This is a genomic window from Sphingobium sp. B8D3B (assembly GCF_025961875.1).
Taxonomy (GTDB): Bacteria; Pseudomonadota; Alphaproteobacteria; order Sphingomonadales; family Sphingomonadaceae; genus Sphingobium.
In genome coordinates, this window is record NZ_JAOQON010000001.1 from 872,659 (window position 1) to 889,479 (window position 16,821).

General features: G+C 64.8%; 16 protein-coding genes and 1 tRNA gene. 8 read left to right on the forward strand and 9 right to left on the reverse strand.

The annotated features are described in order from the left end of the window. Window positions 1–150: 150 nt before the first annotated feature. Both hemA and murI read right to left on the reverse strand, forming a co-directional pair. Complete coding sequence (gene hemA / locus M2343_RS04055; RefSeq protein WP_181559791.1) at window positions 151–1,371, reverse strand: 5-aminolevulinate synthase; 1,221 nt, start codon at window positions 1,369–1,371, stop codon at window positions 151–153. Window positions 1,372–1,496: 125 nt separating this feature from the next. After that, complete coding sequence (gene murI, locus M2343_RS04060; protein ID WP_264575682.1) at window positions 1,497–2,312, reverse strand: glutamate racemase; 816 nt, start codon at window positions 2,310–2,312, stop codon at window positions 1,497–1,499. A gap of 109 nt (window positions 2,313–2,421) precedes the next feature. On the opposite strand from murI, the gene M2343_RS04065 reads away from it, so the two are divergent. Then, window positions 2,422–3,435 (forward strand): acetylserotonin O-methyltransferase, encoded by a 1,014-nt coding sequence (locus M2343_RS04065; RefSeq protein ID WP_264575683.1) that lies wholly within the window; start codon window positions 2,422–2,424, stop codon window positions 3,433–3,435. A gap of 54 nt (window positions 3,436–3,489) precedes the next feature. Here M2343_RS04065 and folD read toward each other — a convergent pair whose 3' ends face one another. Further along, window positions 3,490–4,386 (reverse strand): bifunctional methylenetetrahydrofolate dehydrogenase/methenyltetrahydrofolate cyclohydrolase FolD, encoded by an 897-nt coding sequence (gene folD, locus M2343_RS04070; protein WP_264575684.1) that lies wholly within the window; start codon window positions 4,384–4,386, stop codon window positions 3,490–3,492. 402 nt (window positions 4,387–4,788) lie between these two features. On the opposite strand from folD, the gene M2343_RS04075 reads away from it, so the two are divergent. Then, a complete protein-coding gene (locus M2343_RS04075) occupies window positions 4,789–5,322 on the forward strand; it encodes a PEPxxWA-CTERM sorting domain-containing protein (protein WP_264572938.1) in 534 nt (177 codons plus the stop codon). Between the two features lie 93 nt (window positions 5,323–5,415). Here the strand turns inward: M2343_RS04075 and M2343_RS04080 are convergent, their stop codons facing one another. After that, the gene (locus M2343_RS04080) at window positions 5,416–5,895 is read right to left on the reverse strand and encodes a PH domain-containing protein (protein ID WP_264575685.1); all 480 of its coding nucleotides are present in this window, start codon (window positions 5,893–5,895) and stop codon (window positions 5,416–5,418) included. Window positions 5,896–6,080: 185 nt separating this feature from the next. Here M2343_RS04080 and M2343_RS04085 point away from each other — a divergent pair, with 185 nt between their 5' ends. Further along, window positions 6,081–7,463, forward strand: a complete 1,383-nt coding sequence (locus tag M2343_RS04085) for an AcvB/VirJ family lysyl-phosphatidylglycerol hydrolase (RefSeq protein WP_264575686.1) — start codon at window positions 6,081–6,083, stop codon at window positions 7,461–7,463. 15 nt (window positions 7,464–7,478) lie between these two features. Here M2343_RS04085 and mprF read toward each other — a convergent pair whose 3' ends face one another. From mprF to M2343_RS04100, 3 genes are read right to left on the reverse strand one after another with little or no spacing between them, the layout of a single operon-like run. After that, complete coding sequence (mprF, locus tag M2343_RS04090) at window positions 7,479–10,028, reverse strand: bifunctional lysylphosphatidylglycerol flippase/synthetase MprF (RefSeq protein ID WP_264575687.1); 2,550 nt, start codon at window positions 10,026–10,028, stop codon at window positions 7,479–7,481. Window positions 10,029–10,052: 24 nt separating this feature from the next. After that, the gene (locus M2343_RS04095; RefSeq protein WP_264575688.1) at window positions 10,053–10,463 is read right to left on the reverse strand and encodes a DUF2147 domain-containing protein; all 411 of its coding nucleotides are present in this window, start codon (window positions 10,461–10,463) and stop codon (window positions 10,053–10,055) included. Then, window positions 10,456–11,196, reverse strand: coding sequence for a virulence factor (locus M2343_RS04100; RefSeq protein WP_264575689.1), 741 nt, complete (start codon window positions 11,194–11,196; stop codon window positions 10,456–10,458). The genes M2343_RS04095 and M2343_RS04100 overlap by 8 nt, the downstream gene beginning before the upstream one ends. A gap of 135 nt (window positions 11,197–11,331) precedes the next feature. On the opposite strand from M2343_RS04100, the gene M2343_RS04105 reads away from it, so the two are divergent. The 3 genes from M2343_RS04105 to M2343_RS04115 are packed head-to-tail and all read left to right on the forward strand — an operon-like array spanning window position 11,332 to window position 13,767. Then, entirely contained in the window at window positions 11,332–11,691 is a 360-nt protein-coding gene (locus M2343_RS04105; protein WP_264575690.1) for a hypothetical protein, read from the forward strand. 19 nt (window positions 11,692–11,710) lie between these two features. Beyond that, entirely contained in the window at window positions 11,711–12,391 is a 681-nt protein-coding gene (locus tag M2343_RS04110) for a winged helix-turn-helix domain-containing protein (RefSeq protein ID WP_181559780.1), read from the forward strand. Further along, window positions 12,388–13,767 (forward strand): sensor histidine kinase, encoded by a 1,380-nt coding sequence (locus M2343_RS04115; RefSeq protein WP_264575691.1) that lies wholly within the window; start codon window positions 12,388–12,390, stop codon window positions 13,765–13,767. Before M2343_RS04110 ends, M2343_RS04115 begins: the two co-directional genes overlap by 4 nt. A 109-nt stretch (window positions 13,768–13,876) precedes the next feature. Here the strand turns inward: M2343_RS04115 and M2343_RS04120 are convergent, their stop codons facing one another. Further along, on the reverse strand, window positions 13,877–14,065 hold the full coding sequence (locus M2343_RS04120) for a hypothetical protein (protein WP_264570395.1): 189 nt from the start codon (window positions 14,063–14,065) through the stop codon (window positions 13,877–13,879). Window positions 14,066–14,242: 177 nt separating this feature from the next. Continuing rightward, a tRNA-Ser gene (locus tag M2343_RS04125) sits at window positions 14,243–14,332 on the reverse strand. 148 nt (window positions 14,333–14,480) lie between these two features. Here M2343_RS04125 and M2343_RS04130 point away from each other — a divergent pair. Both M2343_RS04130 and M2343_RS04135 read left to right on the forward strand, forming a co-directional pair. Next, on the forward strand, window positions 14,481–15,563 hold the full coding sequence (locus M2343_RS04130; protein WP_413716038.1) for a lytic transglycosylase domain-containing protein: 1,083 nt from the start codon (window positions 14,481–14,483) through the stop codon (window positions 15,561–15,563). 97 nt (window positions 15,564–15,660) lie between these two features. Beyond that, complete coding sequence (locus M2343_RS04135) at window positions 15,661–16,821, forward strand: D-alanyl-D-alanine carboxypeptidase family protein (protein WP_264575693.1); 1,161 nt, start codon at window positions 15,661–15,663, stop codon at window positions 16,819–16,821.

Here is a 16,821-nt window from a genome sequence, read left to right on the forward strand (position 1 = left end):
AAAGCGGAATTCCGCGCACCGTCAGCCGCAATGCACAGCCGACTCGATGATAAACAGCGAAACTCCCCGCCTCAACGCGAGAAGTGTAACACAGCTGGCAAAAAATGGGTAGGAAATCGGAACCGCTCGCCCGATTTCCCGTGCCGCGGGTCAGGCCGCCTTGCGGAACTCCAAATCCAGCCGATCCCAAATCTCGACCAGCGCGGAGACAAGCTCACGCATCATCTCTTCGCTGTGGGACGGGCCGGGCGTGAACCGCAGCCGCTCCGTACCACGCGGCACGGTGGGGAAGTTGATGGGCTGCACATACACGCCATATTCGGCGAGCAGAATGTCGCTGATCCGCTTGGCCTTCACCGGATCGCCCACCATCAGCGGCACGATATGGGTGACCGACGGCATGACCGGCAGATTGGCATTGGCCATCTCGGCCTTGAGGAACGCCGCTGCAGCCTGTTGCGCGTCGCGCTCGACCTGGCTCTGCTTGAGGTGACGCACGGCCGCGAGCACGCCGGCAACGAGCACGGGCGAGAGGGAGGTAGTGAAGATAAAACCCGGCGCATAGCTGCGGATCACATCGATGATCACCTTGTCGGCAGCGATATAGCCGCCCATCACGCCAAAGGCTTTGCCCAACGTGCCCTCGAGGATCGTGATGCGGTGCGCCGCCTCGTCCCGCTCGGTGATGCCACCGCCGCGCCGGCCGTACATTCCTACGGCATGCACTTCATCGCAGTAGGTGAGCGCGTTGAACTCATCGGCAAGGTCGCAGATGTCGTGGATGGGCGCCACGTCGCCGTCCATCGAATAGACGCTCTCGAAGGCGATCAGCTTGGGCGCATCCGGATCGGCCTCGGCCAGCAGTTCGCGCAGATGCGCTACGTCATTGTGACGGAACACGCGCTTCTCGCAGCCCGAATTGCGGATGCCCGCAATCATCGAGGCGTGGTTGAGCGCGTCGGAAAAGATGATGCAGCCGGGCAGCAGCTTGCCCAGCGTGGCGAGCGTGGCCTCGTTCGAGACATAGCCGGACGTGAAGAGCAGAGCGCTCTCCTTGCCGTGCAGATCCGCAAGCTCGGCTTCCAGATCGACATGATAATGGGTGTTGCCGCCGATGTTGCGCGTGCCGCCCGAGCCGGCGCCGACATCGTGCAGCGCCTCTTCCATGGCGGCGATCACCTTGGGGTGCTGGCCCATGGCGAGATAATCGTTGGAGCACCAGACGGTGATCGGCTTCGGACCGTTATGCCCGGCAAAGCAGCGGGCATTGGGGAAGGCGCCCTTGTTCCGCAGAATGTCGATGAAGACCCGGTAGCGGCCCTCGCCATGCAGACGCTCGATCGCCTGCGTGAAAACATGCTGATAATTCATGGTCGGCAGCTTGTCCCGTCTCGATACCGCGCCTCTAGCGGTCTATGGCTCGCAATTCCACTGATAATGGCTTGCAAGTCGATATTGGCGTCTACTGATGCAGCGCCGCGACGCTTTGATTTGGCTCAAAGCAGTTCGGTTTTGGTGATGCCGTAGGTGAGCAGCGCGGGGGTGAGCGCTTCAACGTCCGGCGAGGGACCAGTGAAGACGGCTTTGCCTGGCGCCGGCTCGGCTGGCCAGGGCGCCTTGCCGTTCAGCCAGGCGATCCGCCGCGCGATTCCGTCGCCACCGTGGAGAAAGGTGATGGGGTGCGGCGCGGCCTCGGCCAGTTCAGCTTCCACCAACGGAAAGTGCGTGCAGGCGAGGACCACCATGTCCATCCGGTCTCCGCCCGGCTGCTCGAGCAGGCCGGCGAGAGCACTAGCCGGAATTTCCGGGTCGGCCGGTGCACCGCGCAGCCGCGCCTCGGCATAAGCGACCAAAGCGGCGCTGCCATGCCGCAAGACCGTACAGTCCGCGCCATGCTCGCGGGCGAGCCGATCCACATAGGGCTGTCGCACCGTGGCATCGGTACCGAGCACGCCGATGACTCGAGTTTTCGAGGCCAGAGCGGCCGGCTTGATCGCCGGCACCGTGCCGACGACGGGAATATCGAGCGCCGCACGTACGGAGGCGAGGGCGATGGTCGAAGCGGTGTTGCAGGCGATCACGGCCATGCGGGGGCGGTAGCGCTCCACCAGCCGGCCCAGCAGCGCCGGGACGCGCGCCGCGATCTCCGCCTCGCTCTTGATGCCGTAGGGAAAGCCGGCATTGTCGGCGGCATAGACGATGGGCATCGTCGGCAGGAGGGCCATGGCGGGGCGCAGGATGGACAGCCCCCCCACGCCGGAATCGAAGAACAGGACGGGAGCCGCTTCAGGCGGGCGGGTCGGTTCAGCCATGGCGCTTCTCTTGACGCTGCGTGTCCGCACAAGTCAATCGTCGATGATGGGCGCGGTTGAGCGCTGATGGCGGCTCTGCCATCATGGCATCCGATAAGGGAGGAAGAGGATGGACGGCACAATCGACCGTGAAGAGCGGCATCGACTAATCGACATGATCACCGCGGCCTGGAAGACCAAGGTGATTGGCGAGGCGGTTGGGCTGGGCCTCATCGAGGAACTCGCTGCCGGACACCACGATAGCGCGGCTATCGCCCAGTCATTGGGTTGCAGTGAGGACGGGGTCATGCGCCTGCTGCGCGCACTGGCGGTGCTTGGCCTTGTCACGCATGAGGGCTCGGATCGCTTCTCGCTTACGCCGCTCGGGGACTGCCTGCGCAAGGACGCGCCGGATTCGCTTTATGGCATGAGCGGACATTGGAATGAGCGGATGTGGAACAGCTTCGCCAATCTGGGTGTCAGCGTGATGAGCGGGGAGCCCTCCGTGCCGTCCGGCCCTGATCATTTCGTCCAACAGCAGGCTGATCCGGCGCGGGCGGATGTCTTCAACCGCGCCATGGCAGAAGGGAGCCTGCGTGTCGGCCGGGCTCTCGCGCGGGCCTATGACTTTTCGGGTGTGAAGACGGTGCGGGACGTCGGCGGCGGCTATGGCGCACTGCTCGTTGGCCTGCTCGAAGCCTATCCCCACCTTCGCGGCGAAATTTTCGACCTGGCAACGCTCGGCGACGCTGCGCTCAATTGGCAGGATGGGCAGTCCGTTCGAGGTCGCATTGCCTATCTCGGCGGCAGCTTTTTTGACGCTGTTCCGCCCGGCGCGGACCTCCTTCTCCTCAAATTCATTCTGCATGATTGGAACGACGCGCGGTGTCGGACAATCCTGTCCAACTGCCGGGATGCGATTGGGGACGGACGCATCCTGATCATCGAGCGGATCGTGCGCGACCGTGTCGGCCCGGGCGATGAAGACGTGATCCGGGGCGACCTGGTCATGCTCAGCGTTGGCGGCAAGGAGCGAACGGAGGCCGAGTATCGCGCCTTGTTGAGCGCGGCCGGGCTCGAAATGACCGGCATCACCCCGATCGATGACCGTTATGCGGCCATTGAAGCGCGGCGCGTCGGCTAATTGATGAAGGCGGAGCGCACCGGCGGGCAATCCGCCAGTGCGCTGAAAGGCTGATCAGCCTTCCTTATTGGCTGCGATCCGCTCGGCTGACTGGATGGTGTTCTCCAGCAGCATGGCGATGGTCATCGGGCCGACGCCACCTGGCACGGGCGTGATGTGGCTGGCCTTTTTGGAAACGCCCTCGAAATCCACATCGCCGACCACGCGGCCATCGGGCAGGCGATTGATGCCGACGTCGATCACCACCACACCGGTCTTCACCATCTGCGGCACGATCAGGTTCGGAACGCCCGCCGCGACGACGAGAATATCGGCCAGGATGGTCCACTGTCCGAGATCCCGCGTCTTGGCATGGCAGATCGCGACCGTCGCATCATTGGCCATGAGCATAAGCGCCATCGGCTTGCCGACGATGTTGGATGCGCCGACCACGACGACATTGCGCCCCTCGATGGGGATGCCCTCATGCTTGAGCAGGTTCATCACGCCATAAGGCGTGCAGGGCGGGAAGACCTGGCGCCCCACCACCAGCGCGCCGACATTGTAAAGGTGGAAGCCATCCACGTCCTTCTCGGGCGCGATCGTCTCCAGCACCTTCTCCATGTCGATATGCTTGGGCAGGGGCAGCTGGACGAGAATGCCGTGGACATTGGGATCGGCATTCAGCTTGCCGATCAGTACCAGCAGTTCCTCGTTGGTGATGGTGGCCGGGTGACGATGGCTGATCGACTTGATGCCGACCGCTTCGCAGGCCTTCACCTTGCGGCTGACATAGATGGCGGATGCGGGGTCCTCACCAACCAGCACAACCGCAAGACCCGGCGTCACGCCGCGCGCCTGAAGTGCCTCGACCCGCGCGCGCTGCTCGTCGCGCATCTTGAAGGCGACGGTCTTGCCGTCGATCAGCTTGGCGCCGCCAACTGGCCGATTGTCCGTTGCGAGAGCGTTCACGCGGTCCTGCCTTTCCTGATGCGGCCTGTGATGTCGGCCCATTTGCTGTTCGTCCCGATCCCATGTCCGGCGGTCGCGCGCGTCACGCTTGATCTCTCCCAGGTGGAATGCCCTCATAGAGCCTTCTGCTCTTTAAGGGCCGCGACGCAGCAGGTGCAGCCAAGCAATTGATCTTTGGCGCCGTCCATAAGTGGCGGGATAATTCAAGTCAAACGAGGCTGGGGCTTTCGCGGGAATGCCTGATTGGCCCGGCGCGAGCCTGCTGGGCTGGTGGCGGTCGAAACGATAAGAGTGGCCCATTTTAGAACAGCAATGGTTAATATTCTTGTTAATCATATTCTAAGGTCTGCTATGCGCCTCCCGTCAGCTGCAGACTCGCAGCGACACATGTGGGAGATTATCATGCGTAAATCACTTTTGGCGGCAGCGTCGCTCGGTGCGATGCTGCTGGCGGCAGCGCCTGCCTCTGCAGCAGTCACGTTCACGCTGGATGATGTGAACTTCGTTGGCGGCGGTGCGCTGACGGGATCGTTCACCACCAGCAACGATCTGTCGACGCTGCTCGATTTCTCAATCAGCACCACGAAGAACAATTACGGCTTCTTCGGCAACTTCCCGGGCGACACCTACACGCTGGCGGATGCCCTTGGCTTCACCTGGTCTTCGACCCTCGGTCTGAGCGCATCGTTCCTCTCGCCGATTTCGAGCATCTCGCTGGTCTTCGCGAGCCCGCTCACGGCTGATGGCACGTCGCTGGCGCTCTCGAACGAGACCGTCGTGAAGTGGAATGGCGGCACGCGCTTCGCCCTGTCCGGCAGCGTTTCGCCGGTTGCGGCGCCTGTGCCTGAGCCGGCCACGTGGATGATGCTGATCGGCGGGTTTGCGATTGCTGGTACGATGATGCGTCGTCGTCGCACGACTGTCAGCTTCGCCTGAGTCGAACGCTCGATTTCAAGGAAGCCCGGCTGGAAACGGCCGGGCTTTTTTGTGCGCGCTGTTCCGGCCAGTCCGGCGGCGCGCCCGGTGCGCTTACATGTCGATTTCGCGCACGCCCTTGATCCTGCGCGCGCGCTCCACGCGGTTGCGAAGCTCCGTGCGGATATGGCGCGCATTTTCCAGGTTGCTGATGCGGAGCACGGTGCGCCGATCGACGCCTTCGCCCGTCAGGTCCGAGGAGATGATCTGCAGATTGCCGACGTCGAACATCTGCTGAATGATGGAGAAATCCGCGCGCACATCCTTGATGCGGTAGAGTTCGATCTCCTCTTCCGTCCGGGCGAGGATGCCCTGCCGAATGAACAGGCGCTCGCCGCTCAGCTCGTACCATGTCATGCGATAGCGCAGCGCGACCACGCCCACGGCAATAAACGGAATCCCGAGCAGGAGGATCGATCCGGCCAGGGTCAGCCAGCCCTTGAAGGATTTGAGCAGGAAGGCGGACATGGTCGGGCGAAATCCGATGACATGCTCGGTCTGCCATCCCGCCATCTGAACTGCTCTGCCGGTCATGCTCTGCTCCATCCTCGCCGGGCTCTAGTCGGCCGGGGCAGGGGGCACGTCAAGAGGGGTGAGTGATCGCTTTTGCGACGAGCCCACCTTGCATCTCGCCGAGCAGCGGGCGCTGTAGTATTCCGGCCCGCTAGAGGCATCGGGCGACGCGGTCGCCGACGGTCGGATCGAACACGAGGTAGAACATGCGCAAGAAACTGCTCGGCTTTCTGGCGTTGGGATTGCTGGGTGCGGTCAGCGCGACTGCGCAGGGGCGCATACCCGCCGCCGCGCCGGGCGCATCCTATCGGCTGGCGCCCTTCGGCGCCGTGCATGTCGACCGGCCGGCCGGTGCGCCGCAGGGTGCCGTAATTTTTCTTTCGGATTCGCCGACGGCCGCCCCGATCGCGCGGGGCTTGAGCGAGCGCGGGTTGCTCGTTGCGACGGTTTCGGCCGCTACGTTGCTCAAGACCGTTCAGGCTTGGCATCAACGCTGCCTCAACCTGAATGCGCCGATCAACGATCTTTCCAAGGACCTTCAGCATCGTGCGGGAATTGAGGCCTATCTCAAGCCCGTGCTGATCGGCCAGGGTGCGGGGGCCGCCCTTGCTTATGCTGCGCTCTCGCAATGGCCCAACGCGCCCTACCGTGGGGTGATTTCGATTGGTTTCACGCCGCAGGTGACCAGCGCCAGCCCATGGTGCGCGACCGGCGGCGCGTCCTTTGCGCGAGCCGGGCAGACCGGCCGCTGGTCGTTGAAGCCGAACAGGCAGATTGGCGTGCCGTGGCTCGTCATGGGCACGGCGGCGCAAGTCGGCCGGACGCAATCCTTCGTGCGCGCGGTGCCGGGCGCCAACCAGAAAACGCTGCCCCCAGCCGCGCAGGCATGGCCGCAAGCCATCGCCGATGCGACGATGGCGCTGCTGCCGCGCGACCAGCCGCGCCCTCCCGCCGGCGCGCTCCCGCACCTCACCATGCCGCTCACATTGGTGCAGGCGGCGCCGACGCCGATGAACCGTGATCTGATGGCGATCATCTATTCGGGCGATGGCGGCTGGGCGAGCATCGACCGCGACGTGGCGAGCCAGTTGGCTGCCGCGGGGATACCGGTGGTCGGCGTGGACAGCCTCGAATATTTCTGGACCGCGCGCACGCCTGCCGGGACCGGGCGCGATCTCGCGGCGCTCATCGAGACGTTCAGCGAACGTTGGGCGCGTCCGCGGGTTCTACTCATTGGTTACAGCTTCGGCGCGGATGCCCTGCCGTTCATGGTCGATGCTCTACCGTCGGCTGTCCGCAGCAAGATCGAGCGCGTATCCCTGCTCGGTTTGAGCAGCACGGCGGATTTCCAGTTTCACCTCAGCAACTGGCTGGACGTGGGCGATAGTGGCGGGCTGCCGACCATTCCGGCGATTACGCGGCTGCGCGGCCTGGCGGTCCAGTGCGTGCGCGGGCAGGATGAAGACGAGAGTGCCTGCGGTAAGATCCCGCAGGGGCTGGCCCAGCAATATGTCGTGCCGGGCGGGCACCATTTCGATAGCAATGCGGCGTTGCTGGCGCAGATCATCCTCGCGCGCAAGCGCCCCTGAAGCGCTGACGATGGATCAGGTCTGGGGGCTGCCGCCGATGAGGCTCTGCAGGTCGATGAGCGCGCGGGCGAGCGAGATGCCCTGGGGCCCGGCGATGTAGCGCGGCTCCCATTCGGGCGAGAATTTCTCCTTATAGGCGCGCAGCCCCTCAAAGCCGTAAAAGGCATTGCCATGCTGATAGAGAAACGCCCCGAGCTTTGACCACAAAGGCGCGAGGCGGCGCGCTTCCAGCCCGGAGAGCGGCGCCATGCCGATGTTGAACCAGCGGTAGCCCTGCTGCTGCCCCCATTGCATCAAGCGGATGAACAGAAAGTCCATGGTGCCATAAGGTGCGGCGTCGTCATGGCGCATGAGGTCGATGGAGAGTTCCGAGCGGGTCTGTGTCGGCCAGATGTTGGCGAAGGCGACAATCTGCCCCTGACTGCGCACGACGGCGCAATCGAACCTTGCCAGATAGGCCGGATCGAAACGACCGACACTAAAGCCCTTCTCGCGCTGGCCCTTGGCCTTGAGCCAGAAATCGGAGACGCGCTCGAGTTCGCCCATATGGGTGGTCACGTCGGCGTCAGGGATGACCTCGAACGTCGCGCCCTCGCGCGTCGCCCGGCGCTCTGCATGGCGCAGCGACTTGGCGCTGGGGCCATCGAGCGAGAATGTCGCGAGGTCGACATGGGCTTCCTCGCCGTATTTGGTGATGCGCAGGCCCAGCTCAATGGCCATCGGCAGGGCGACCGGGCTGATCTGGTAGAGCAGCAGGCGTCCCTGCGCCGCGTCCGCCTTTTCGCGCAGGTCCCAGAGCAAATCGGACCATTCGTCCTCCGCGCCGACAGGATCGCCCATCACGATCCAACTGGCGCCCTTGATCTGATACATCAGGAAAGCGCGGCCGCTTTGCGAGTGGAGGAAGCGCTTGTCTCCGGTGAAGGCGAGGTTCGCATCGGTCCGGTCGGCCAGTGCGATAGCCGCTGCCGAAGGTTCATCGGCTCCAGCTTCAACGATGCGTTCGGCTCGGGCCGGCTCGAACAGGCGGGCAAGGCCGACGCCCACGAGCAACACCGCGACGGCAAGACTTGCGCGCAGGAACCGCGCGGCATCGGCCCGCTCGGCAAAGCGCCACCACAGATCATTCTGATAATCCACATGGCGGTAAGCGAACAGACCGATCCAGATCGACAGGCCGACCACCACCGCAATCGTCGCCAGCCAGCCGGGCGAGAAGGCCTCCGCCAGCAGGCGCGTCCGTCGGTAGAAAGCGGGCTTGGACCATTGCAGCGCGGCCGCGATGAGTAGCATGACGCCTGCTTCCTCATAATCCAGCCCCTTCACGATCGAGAAGACCGCGCCGGCGAGAAGCAGCAGGCGCGTAAGCCAGAAAGCACCGTCAAGGCGACGGTAAAGCCCGGCGGAAAGCACCAATAGAGCCGCGCCGATCAGGCTCCCGGCCATGTGGGAAAGCTCCACGAACGGCAGCGGCACAATGTCGGACACGGTGTTGGCGCGCCAGGGGATGGTCGGCAGCGATCCGGAGATCAGCAGCACCGTGCCGCCGAAAAAGACCAGCGCGGAGATCATCAGCGGCGCCATGCCGGAGGCGACGACCTGAGCGCCACGCAGCGTTCGCCCGATGGGCTTATGCCAGCGCGCGCCCTCCTGCACCACGATCAGCACGGCCGCCACAATCAGCGGAGCGATATAGTAGATGAGGCGATAGGCCAGCAGGGCGGCGACCAGCTCCGGCCGGTCCACATTGGGCAAGGCAATCAGCATGATCGCCTCGAACACGCCAATCCCGCCCGGGACATGGGTGATGAGCACGGCGACGATTGCCAGGGTATAGCCGATGAAGAAGGCCGGCCAGGCGCTGATCTCGATGCCAGGAATGAGCACGAACAACGCCGCGCTGGCCGCTGCAAGATCGAGCGCGCTGATCCCAATGAGCGCGATGATCTGCTTCGCCGGCGGCAACGGGAGCGACCAGCGACGGACGTGCAACGTCCGCCCCTGTCTTCCGGACCAGAAGAGGACCGCAACTGTCGCCAGCAGCAAGGCGAACCCGATCGCACGCAGCACGCCAGGCGGGATGACCATCCCGTCAAAAGCCAGCGCTTCGGGCCGCCAGGCGAGCATGGCACCGGAGAGCACGAACACACCGCTCCAGAAGGTGAGGCTGGCGATCAGGATCACGCGGGCAATATCCCCGGCGCCGAGCCCAGCGGCGCTGTACACCCGATATCGCGCCGACCCGCCGGTCAGCAGCGAGAGGCCGAGATTATGGCTCAGCGTGTAGCTGGTGAACGAGGCGATCGCGGCGGTGCGGTAAGGCAGCGGGCGCCCAATGGTGCGCAGAGCCATCACATCATACAGAGTCAGCGCGGCATAGCTGCACGCGGTGAGGAGCGCGGCAGCCAGAAAGGCGAGTGGAGGCAAGGCGTGGAATGCCGCCCGCACGTCGCGCAGATGGACCTCGCGCAGCAAGTGGCTGAGCGCCACGAAGCCGAGCACGGCCAACAGCAAGGCAACGCCGATGGTCAGGATCGTGCGATGGCGCTGAGTCATGGTCTTCATCTGCCCCCCGGAAGCCATCGGGCGCTATTCGGCCTGAACCTGGCGGACCCAGATCTGGCTTTTGCACAGCCAGCCGCCGATCAGGCAACCGGAAATCTTCACCCGATCCCGGTCGAGCTGCTCGATGGTGGACGAGAAGGTGCGGCCAAGGTCCGGCACATAGACGCGGCCCGCCCAATGCCCCGGTGACTTGGCATGATAATCCTGCAGGAGTTTGGTCCCGATCAGCCTGGAGACCCCAGCGTCGGCGGCATCGGCAAGGGCGGTCGCGTTCGCCCAGCTCACCCAGCCGCACAGGCCGCCGTCGCAATCGCCCGTGGTGACGACCACCGTGCCGCGCGGATTGATCCAATGCCCGGCAATGGCGTTCTCGGCATGGGCCGGCGTAAAGGCGCCGATCATGGCGGCAACGGCTATCGCGAGCAGCTTAGCCATGAGGATTGATCCCGGCCTGTTTCAACGCGTCGAACAATAGCCCCGTAACCGCCGCGACATCCCAGTTCAGTTGATGCCCACCAGGCAGGCCATGAATGCGCAGATTAGGCAGGTGGAGTCGGGGGCAGAGGCTGTGCAGTTCTTCCTTGCCGTAGACGCAGAGCAAGGGGAGCCAGCTGAGCGTGCGCGCGGTAGGCAGGGCATCATGCTCGGTCTCCCAGAAGCTCAGCACCTCGCTTGGCGATGCACGATACTCGACCGTCGCGCCGGGCACGAAGAGCGCGGCCAGAGCGATATTGCGACGCTGCGCCTGCGGCAGGTTGGCGAGGCCGACATGGAGCATATCCGCGCCAAAGGATTGGCCGATCAGCACCACGCGCCCCTGCGGGTTCACGGCGCGCGCCTGCGCCAGTGCCCGGGTGATGAGCGCAGCAGCCTCAGATGGGGTGCGGGTCTGGCGATAATAGGTCAGGCTGTTGACGCCCACTACCGGGATGCCGGCTGCTTCAAGGCGCTGCGCGATCTTGGGTCCCATGCCGACCCGAAAGCCCATGTCGCCGGAAAAGATGACCGCCACAGGCGCACCGGCGCGCGGCTGGTAGCCGGCGGGGCGCAAAACCGTGAACGGGTCGCTGCCCAGATAGCCCAACCAGCCGAATCCAAGGAGCACCAGCGCCATGAGGGCCGCGAGCGTGATTGCCGTGTTCCGCATCCGTCCTCCGCGCCTCGTCATGCTGCTCTCATGTCCATGATCGTCTGAGGGTTATCCTCTGGCAGTGACAGCCGGTCAACGCGGTGGCCGCTTCATGAACTTCATGTCATGTGGCGGTCAGCCGCCCGCCATTCGCGATGGTCTAGGCCGGATGTCATGGGCCTCCCGAACCGCCTCCTCTATATCTTTCTCGTTCCGCTGGCGGGAGCGCCACCCTTGCTGTCCTCTCATCTCGTGCCCCCGTCCGCGGCCGCGCCTCGCCATGCTGCGCATGCCGGGTTCACGCTGGGCGAGGACAAGGCTGGCCGGATCGTTGTGACCAGCCTGCGGGACGGGCAGGCAGGGGGCGGGCCGATCGCGGTGGGCGATCAATTGCGCGCTGTGGATGGGCATGCGGTGCGAAGGCTCGGCGTGGCGCGGCATATGATCGACGATCCCGACCATTGCGACATTCCGCTATCGCTGGCGCACGGCGCCGTGCGATATGAGGCCCGCGCTCGACGATGCGGCAAATAATGGCGGCAGGGACGGTGGAATGGGCAGAAAAATACTCTTGGTCGAAGATGATCGTGCGACGGCCGAGTTCATCTTGAAGGGGCTGGGCGAACATGGCCATGTCGGCGATCATAGCGCGGATGGGCGCGACGGCCTCTTCATGGCGACCGATGGCGGCTATGACGCGATCATTCTCGACCGGATGCTGCCGGGCATGGATGGCATGGCCGTGCTGGGTGCGCTACGTGCTGCCGGCATTGAAACACCGGTGATCCTGCTTACCGCGCTCGGCTCCGTCGATGACCGCGTGACGGGGCTGACGGCCGGAGCCGACGATTATCTCGTCAAACCCTTCGCCTTTGCCGAACTGCTCGCCCGGCTGGAACTGCTGATGCGCAAGCGCGGCCATGGTACATCGGTGGAGACCACGCTTGCCTGCAGCGATCTCCACATGGACCTGCTCAAGCGCACCGTTCAGCGCGGCGGCCGACGCATCGAGCTTCAGCCGCGCGAATTCCGGCTGCTCGAATATCTGATGCGCTACGCAGGGCAGGTCGTCACCCGCACGATGCTGCTCGAAGGCGTGTGGGATTATCATTTCGACCCCGGCACCAACGTCATCGACGTGCATGTCAGCCGCTTGCGACGGAAGATCGATACCGAGGGCGACGTCCCGCTGATCCACACCGTGCGCGGCGCGGGCTACCGGCTGGGCGAATGAGTCGACCGGGTGTCGCATCCGGGGCGGGCCTGCGCTGGCTGCGCTCGTCGCATGTCCGCTTCATGGGCTGGATATTGCTGCTGGAGCTGGTCTTCGGCGCGGCATTGCTGGCCTCGGTCACGCAGTTCGTGCGCGTCGACCTCGCGGCGGCCGACCGCAGCATCGCCGTTGAGGATCGCGACAGCCTGCTGATGATCGGCCGGGATGAAGGCGCGCAGGCGCTGAACCGGGCAATCGCCGAGCGAACGGCGGAAGATGACGACGCGCTCATTCTGCTCGTGGATCGTAACGGGCGCAAAGTGTCTGGAAACCTCTCGGACTGGCCGCCCAATGTCCCGGCCGAGGCGGGCTGGACGCGTGCCGAGCTTTATCGGCTGGGAGATGCAGAGCCGGCCCCCTTCGGCATCACCGCCGCACGTCTTGGCGATGGGCGCCGCTTGCTCGTCGGCCGCCGCGCCGAGGCCAGCGATCAGATCCGCCAGACTGTTCACGAGGCCCTGCTGACCGCGCTGGCGCTCGCCTTGCCGCTGGCGCTCGCCGGCGCCTGGTTCGTGGTGCAGATCATCGATCGGCGGATCAGACACATCGCCGCGACGGCAGAGGGCGTAGGCGCGGGTGATATCGAGCAGCGCGTCCCGCTGCACGGTTCCGGGGACAGCTTCGACCGGTTGGGGGAGGCGATCAATGGGATGCTGGACAGGATCGGCAGCTTGATCGACGAACTGCGCACCGTCACCGATAGCATGGCGCACGATCTCCGCTCGCCGTTGACCCGTCTGCGCGCACGAATCGACCGGGCGCTGGAGACGGACGATCCGGCCGCGATGCGCACGGCCATCGAGGGCATCAGCCGCGAGGCGGACCAGCTGCTCGCCATGCTCACCACCGCGCTGGAGATCAGCCGCGCAGAGGCGGGCATCGGGCGCGAGCGCTTCCGGCCCACGCTGCTGGGCGAGATGCTCGCCGATCTGGAAGACTTGTACGCGCCACTTGTCGAGGAGCAAGGCCGCAGCCTTTCCATCGCAATCGAGCGGCCGGTCGAGGTCAGCGTCCATCGCGAACTGCTAGGGCAGGCGCTCGCCAACCTCCTCGACAATGCGCTCAAATATGGCGCGGGTGCGATGACGCTGTATCTGGATCGCGAGGGCGCGGACGTGATCGTTGGTCTTGCCGATCAAGGCCGGGGGATTGCGCCGGATCGGGAAGCAGAGGCCCTGCGGCGCTTTGGTCGGCTGGATGCCGCGCGCGGGCAGGCGGGCGCAGGGCTTGGATTATCGCTCGTCGCGGCCGTGGCGCGCATGCATGGCGGTCAGGTCCGTTTCACCCGCCGCCATGGTCTGTTCGCGGTTGAAATTCTCATCGGCGTGGGAGGCTGAGCGGCCTTCGGTCTGCTTCCGCTGCCGACAGGATCATGCCTGTTCGATGAAGCGGTCGACCGGAGCCATGCGGGCAAGGGGAGGGACGGCATGGCTCCGGTGACGGGGGTCACTTCTTGTCGGTCGTGCTCTTGGCCGGGGCAGCGAGCGATGCAGTCGTCGTGCTCTTGGCGGGCTTGGCGGGCTTGGCCACCTTGTGATGGCTCTCCTTCGCCGGTGCCGTCTTGGCCGACGCGACAACCGGCGTGGCGATGGCTGCGAGGGATGCCAGGCCGGCAATGATCAGGCGACGGTTCATGAGGGTATCTCCTTCAACAAGCGACCCTTCGTGGATCGCAAGCCCCTTATGGCCCCGCGCACCGAACCGGAGCATGGCGCCTGCATGAACTTTTGGACATGTGGGGAATCGGGGTGGCGCAAGATCCATTGCCGCCAAAGACTAGCGACCGGAAGAGAAAGCCCGCGTGAGAAGATTTGGCGGACAGGGTGGGATTCGAACCCACGGTGAGCTTCCACCCACGGCGGTTTTCAAGACCGCTGCCTTAAACCACTCGGCCACCTGTCCGTTGTCCCGCGCCCTAGTCGAAACTGATCGGCAAAGGAAGCCCGCGCGGAGGGGGGATTGTAGAGCGGGCGGTTCGTCGCAGGGGCGATGCGCCCAATTGCGGAGGCTTGCCTTGCGCGTCCTGCGTCAACTCTGCCAATATGCACCGATGACAACGCACTCGCTTCGCCGTCGGCTCCTGCCGCTATGCGGTCTCGCTCTTGGTCTTTCCCTCGCGGCGCAAGTCCCCGCCAGTGCGCAGGCGCTGCCGTCGTCGAATGATCCGGTCGATGCGCAGACGGCGACCGGATTTACAAGCTACCTGGAGAGCCTGCGGGGCAAGGCGCGGGCGCAAGGCGTGAGCGATGCGACATTCGACCGTGCAATTGCCGGGCTGAGCTTCAATCCGCGTGTTGCGGCGCTGGATCGCGGTAATCTGCCGACGGCCGACAATGCCCCGATTCCCGACTTCGAGCCCTATCGCCAGCGCCACATCGATGCGCGGAAGATTGCCCGCGGCCGCGCGGTCTATAATGCCAATCGCGCGCTGCTGGTGGCGATCGAGCGCGATACAGGCGTACCGGAGGAGATCATGGTCGCGATTTACGGCCATGAGACCAATTACGGCACGATCAGCGGCGATTTCGACCTGCTCCGCTCGCTGGCGACGCTGGCTTATGAAGGGCGCCGGCGTGCGCTGTTCGAGCCGGAACTGCTGGCCGTGATGTCGATGATGCAACGCGGCGTTCCGCGTGAGCGGCTGGTCGGCAGCTATGCTGGCGCGTTTGGCTATCCGCAGTTCCTGCCTAGCGTCTATCTGCGCGATGCGGTGGATGCCGATGGCGACGGGACGCCCAATATCTGGTCGAGCGAGCCCGACGCGCTGGCCTCCATCGCCAATTATTTCCAGCGCGCCGGCTGGCGCAAAGGCGAGCCCTGGGGCGTCGCGGTGCGGCTGCCGGCCGGGTTCGATCGCGGGCGGATCACCAGCACGCTCAATCCCACTCGCTGCCCGCGCGTGTTCGGTCGTCACAGTCGCTGGCTTTCGATGCGCGAGTGGCAGGCGCTCGGAATCATGCCGGAGGGCGGCTCCTGGCCGGATGGCAGCATTCAGGCGACGCTGATCGAGCCGGATGGCCCGGGCAAGACGGCCTATCTGCTCACCGGCAATTACCGCGTGATCCTCGATTACAATTGCTCGAACTTCTACGCGCTGTCCGTCGGCCTGCTGGCCGATGCGGTGCGGCCTTGATCCGGGGCTAGGCAGAGCCATGGCGGATGGCTAAGGACGAAGCGAAGCCGCGATGCCCGCAGGGCGCGCGATGACCTGTCAACGACCGGATTTTCCCATGCGCGCACTTCTGCCGATTGCCCTCGTCCTGCCGTTCTTCCTGTCCGCCGCGCAGGCGAACACGCCAAGCTACACCTCCGAGGCCTCCGTCGCCTATATGGTCGATCTGTCGTCCGGCCGGGTGCTGTTCGACAAGGATGCGGACCGGCGGATGCCGCCGGCCTCGATGGCCAAGATGATGACCGCGCATGTGGCGTTCAATCTCATCAAGCAGGGCAAGCTGCGGCTCGACCAGAAGTTCACCGTCCGTCCGGAGACCTGGCGCAAGTGGCACAGCCAGGGCTCGACCATGTTCCTCTCCGTCAATGAGGAGGTCTCGGTCGAGAATCTGCTGCACGGCATCGTCACGCTCTCGGGCAATGATGCCTGCGTGGTGCTGGCCGAGGGCATTGCCGGATCGGAAGAGGCGTTCACCGATCTCATGAATGCCGAAGCCAAGCGGCTGGGCATGACCAACAGCCATTTTGCGAACACCACCGGTTGGCCCGACGAAGGCCGCACCTACACCACCGCCCGCGATCTCGCGACGCTGGCCCGCAACACGCTGGAAGAGACGCCGGACCTCTACAAGCAATTCTACACGGTCAAATCCTTCACCTGGGGCCAGACCATGGGCGGATCGGAGATCAGCCAGGCCAATCGCAACCCGATTCTCGGGCGTGTGGATGGCGCGGATGGCCTCAAGACCGGCCATACCGAGGAGGCAGGCTACGGCTTCACCGGCTCGGCCCAGCAGAATGGCCGCCGTCTCGTGATGGTCGTCGCGGGCCTCACCAGCTTCAATGGCCGCGTGGAGGAATCCGTGCGGTTCATGGACTGGGGCTTCAAGGCCTGGCGGTCCAAGCCGCTGGCGAAGAAGGGCGTTACCCTGGGGCAGGCGCAGGTTCAGGGCGGCTGGGCACGCTCGGTCGATCTGGTGACGCCGCGGGATCTCGTCGCGACCTTGCCGATTGCGGCGGCGAATGGTGAGATCAAGGCGCGCGTTGTCTATCGCGGCCCGATCAAGGCGCCGATCGCGCAGGGGCAGGAGATTGCTCATCTGGTGGTGGATGCCGGTGACGGCACTACGCAGACCTTGCCCCTCGTAGCCAAGGAAGCCGTCTCGGAAGGCGGCTTCTTGGCTCGCCTGTGGAACGGCTTCCTCTCCTTCTTTAGCTGA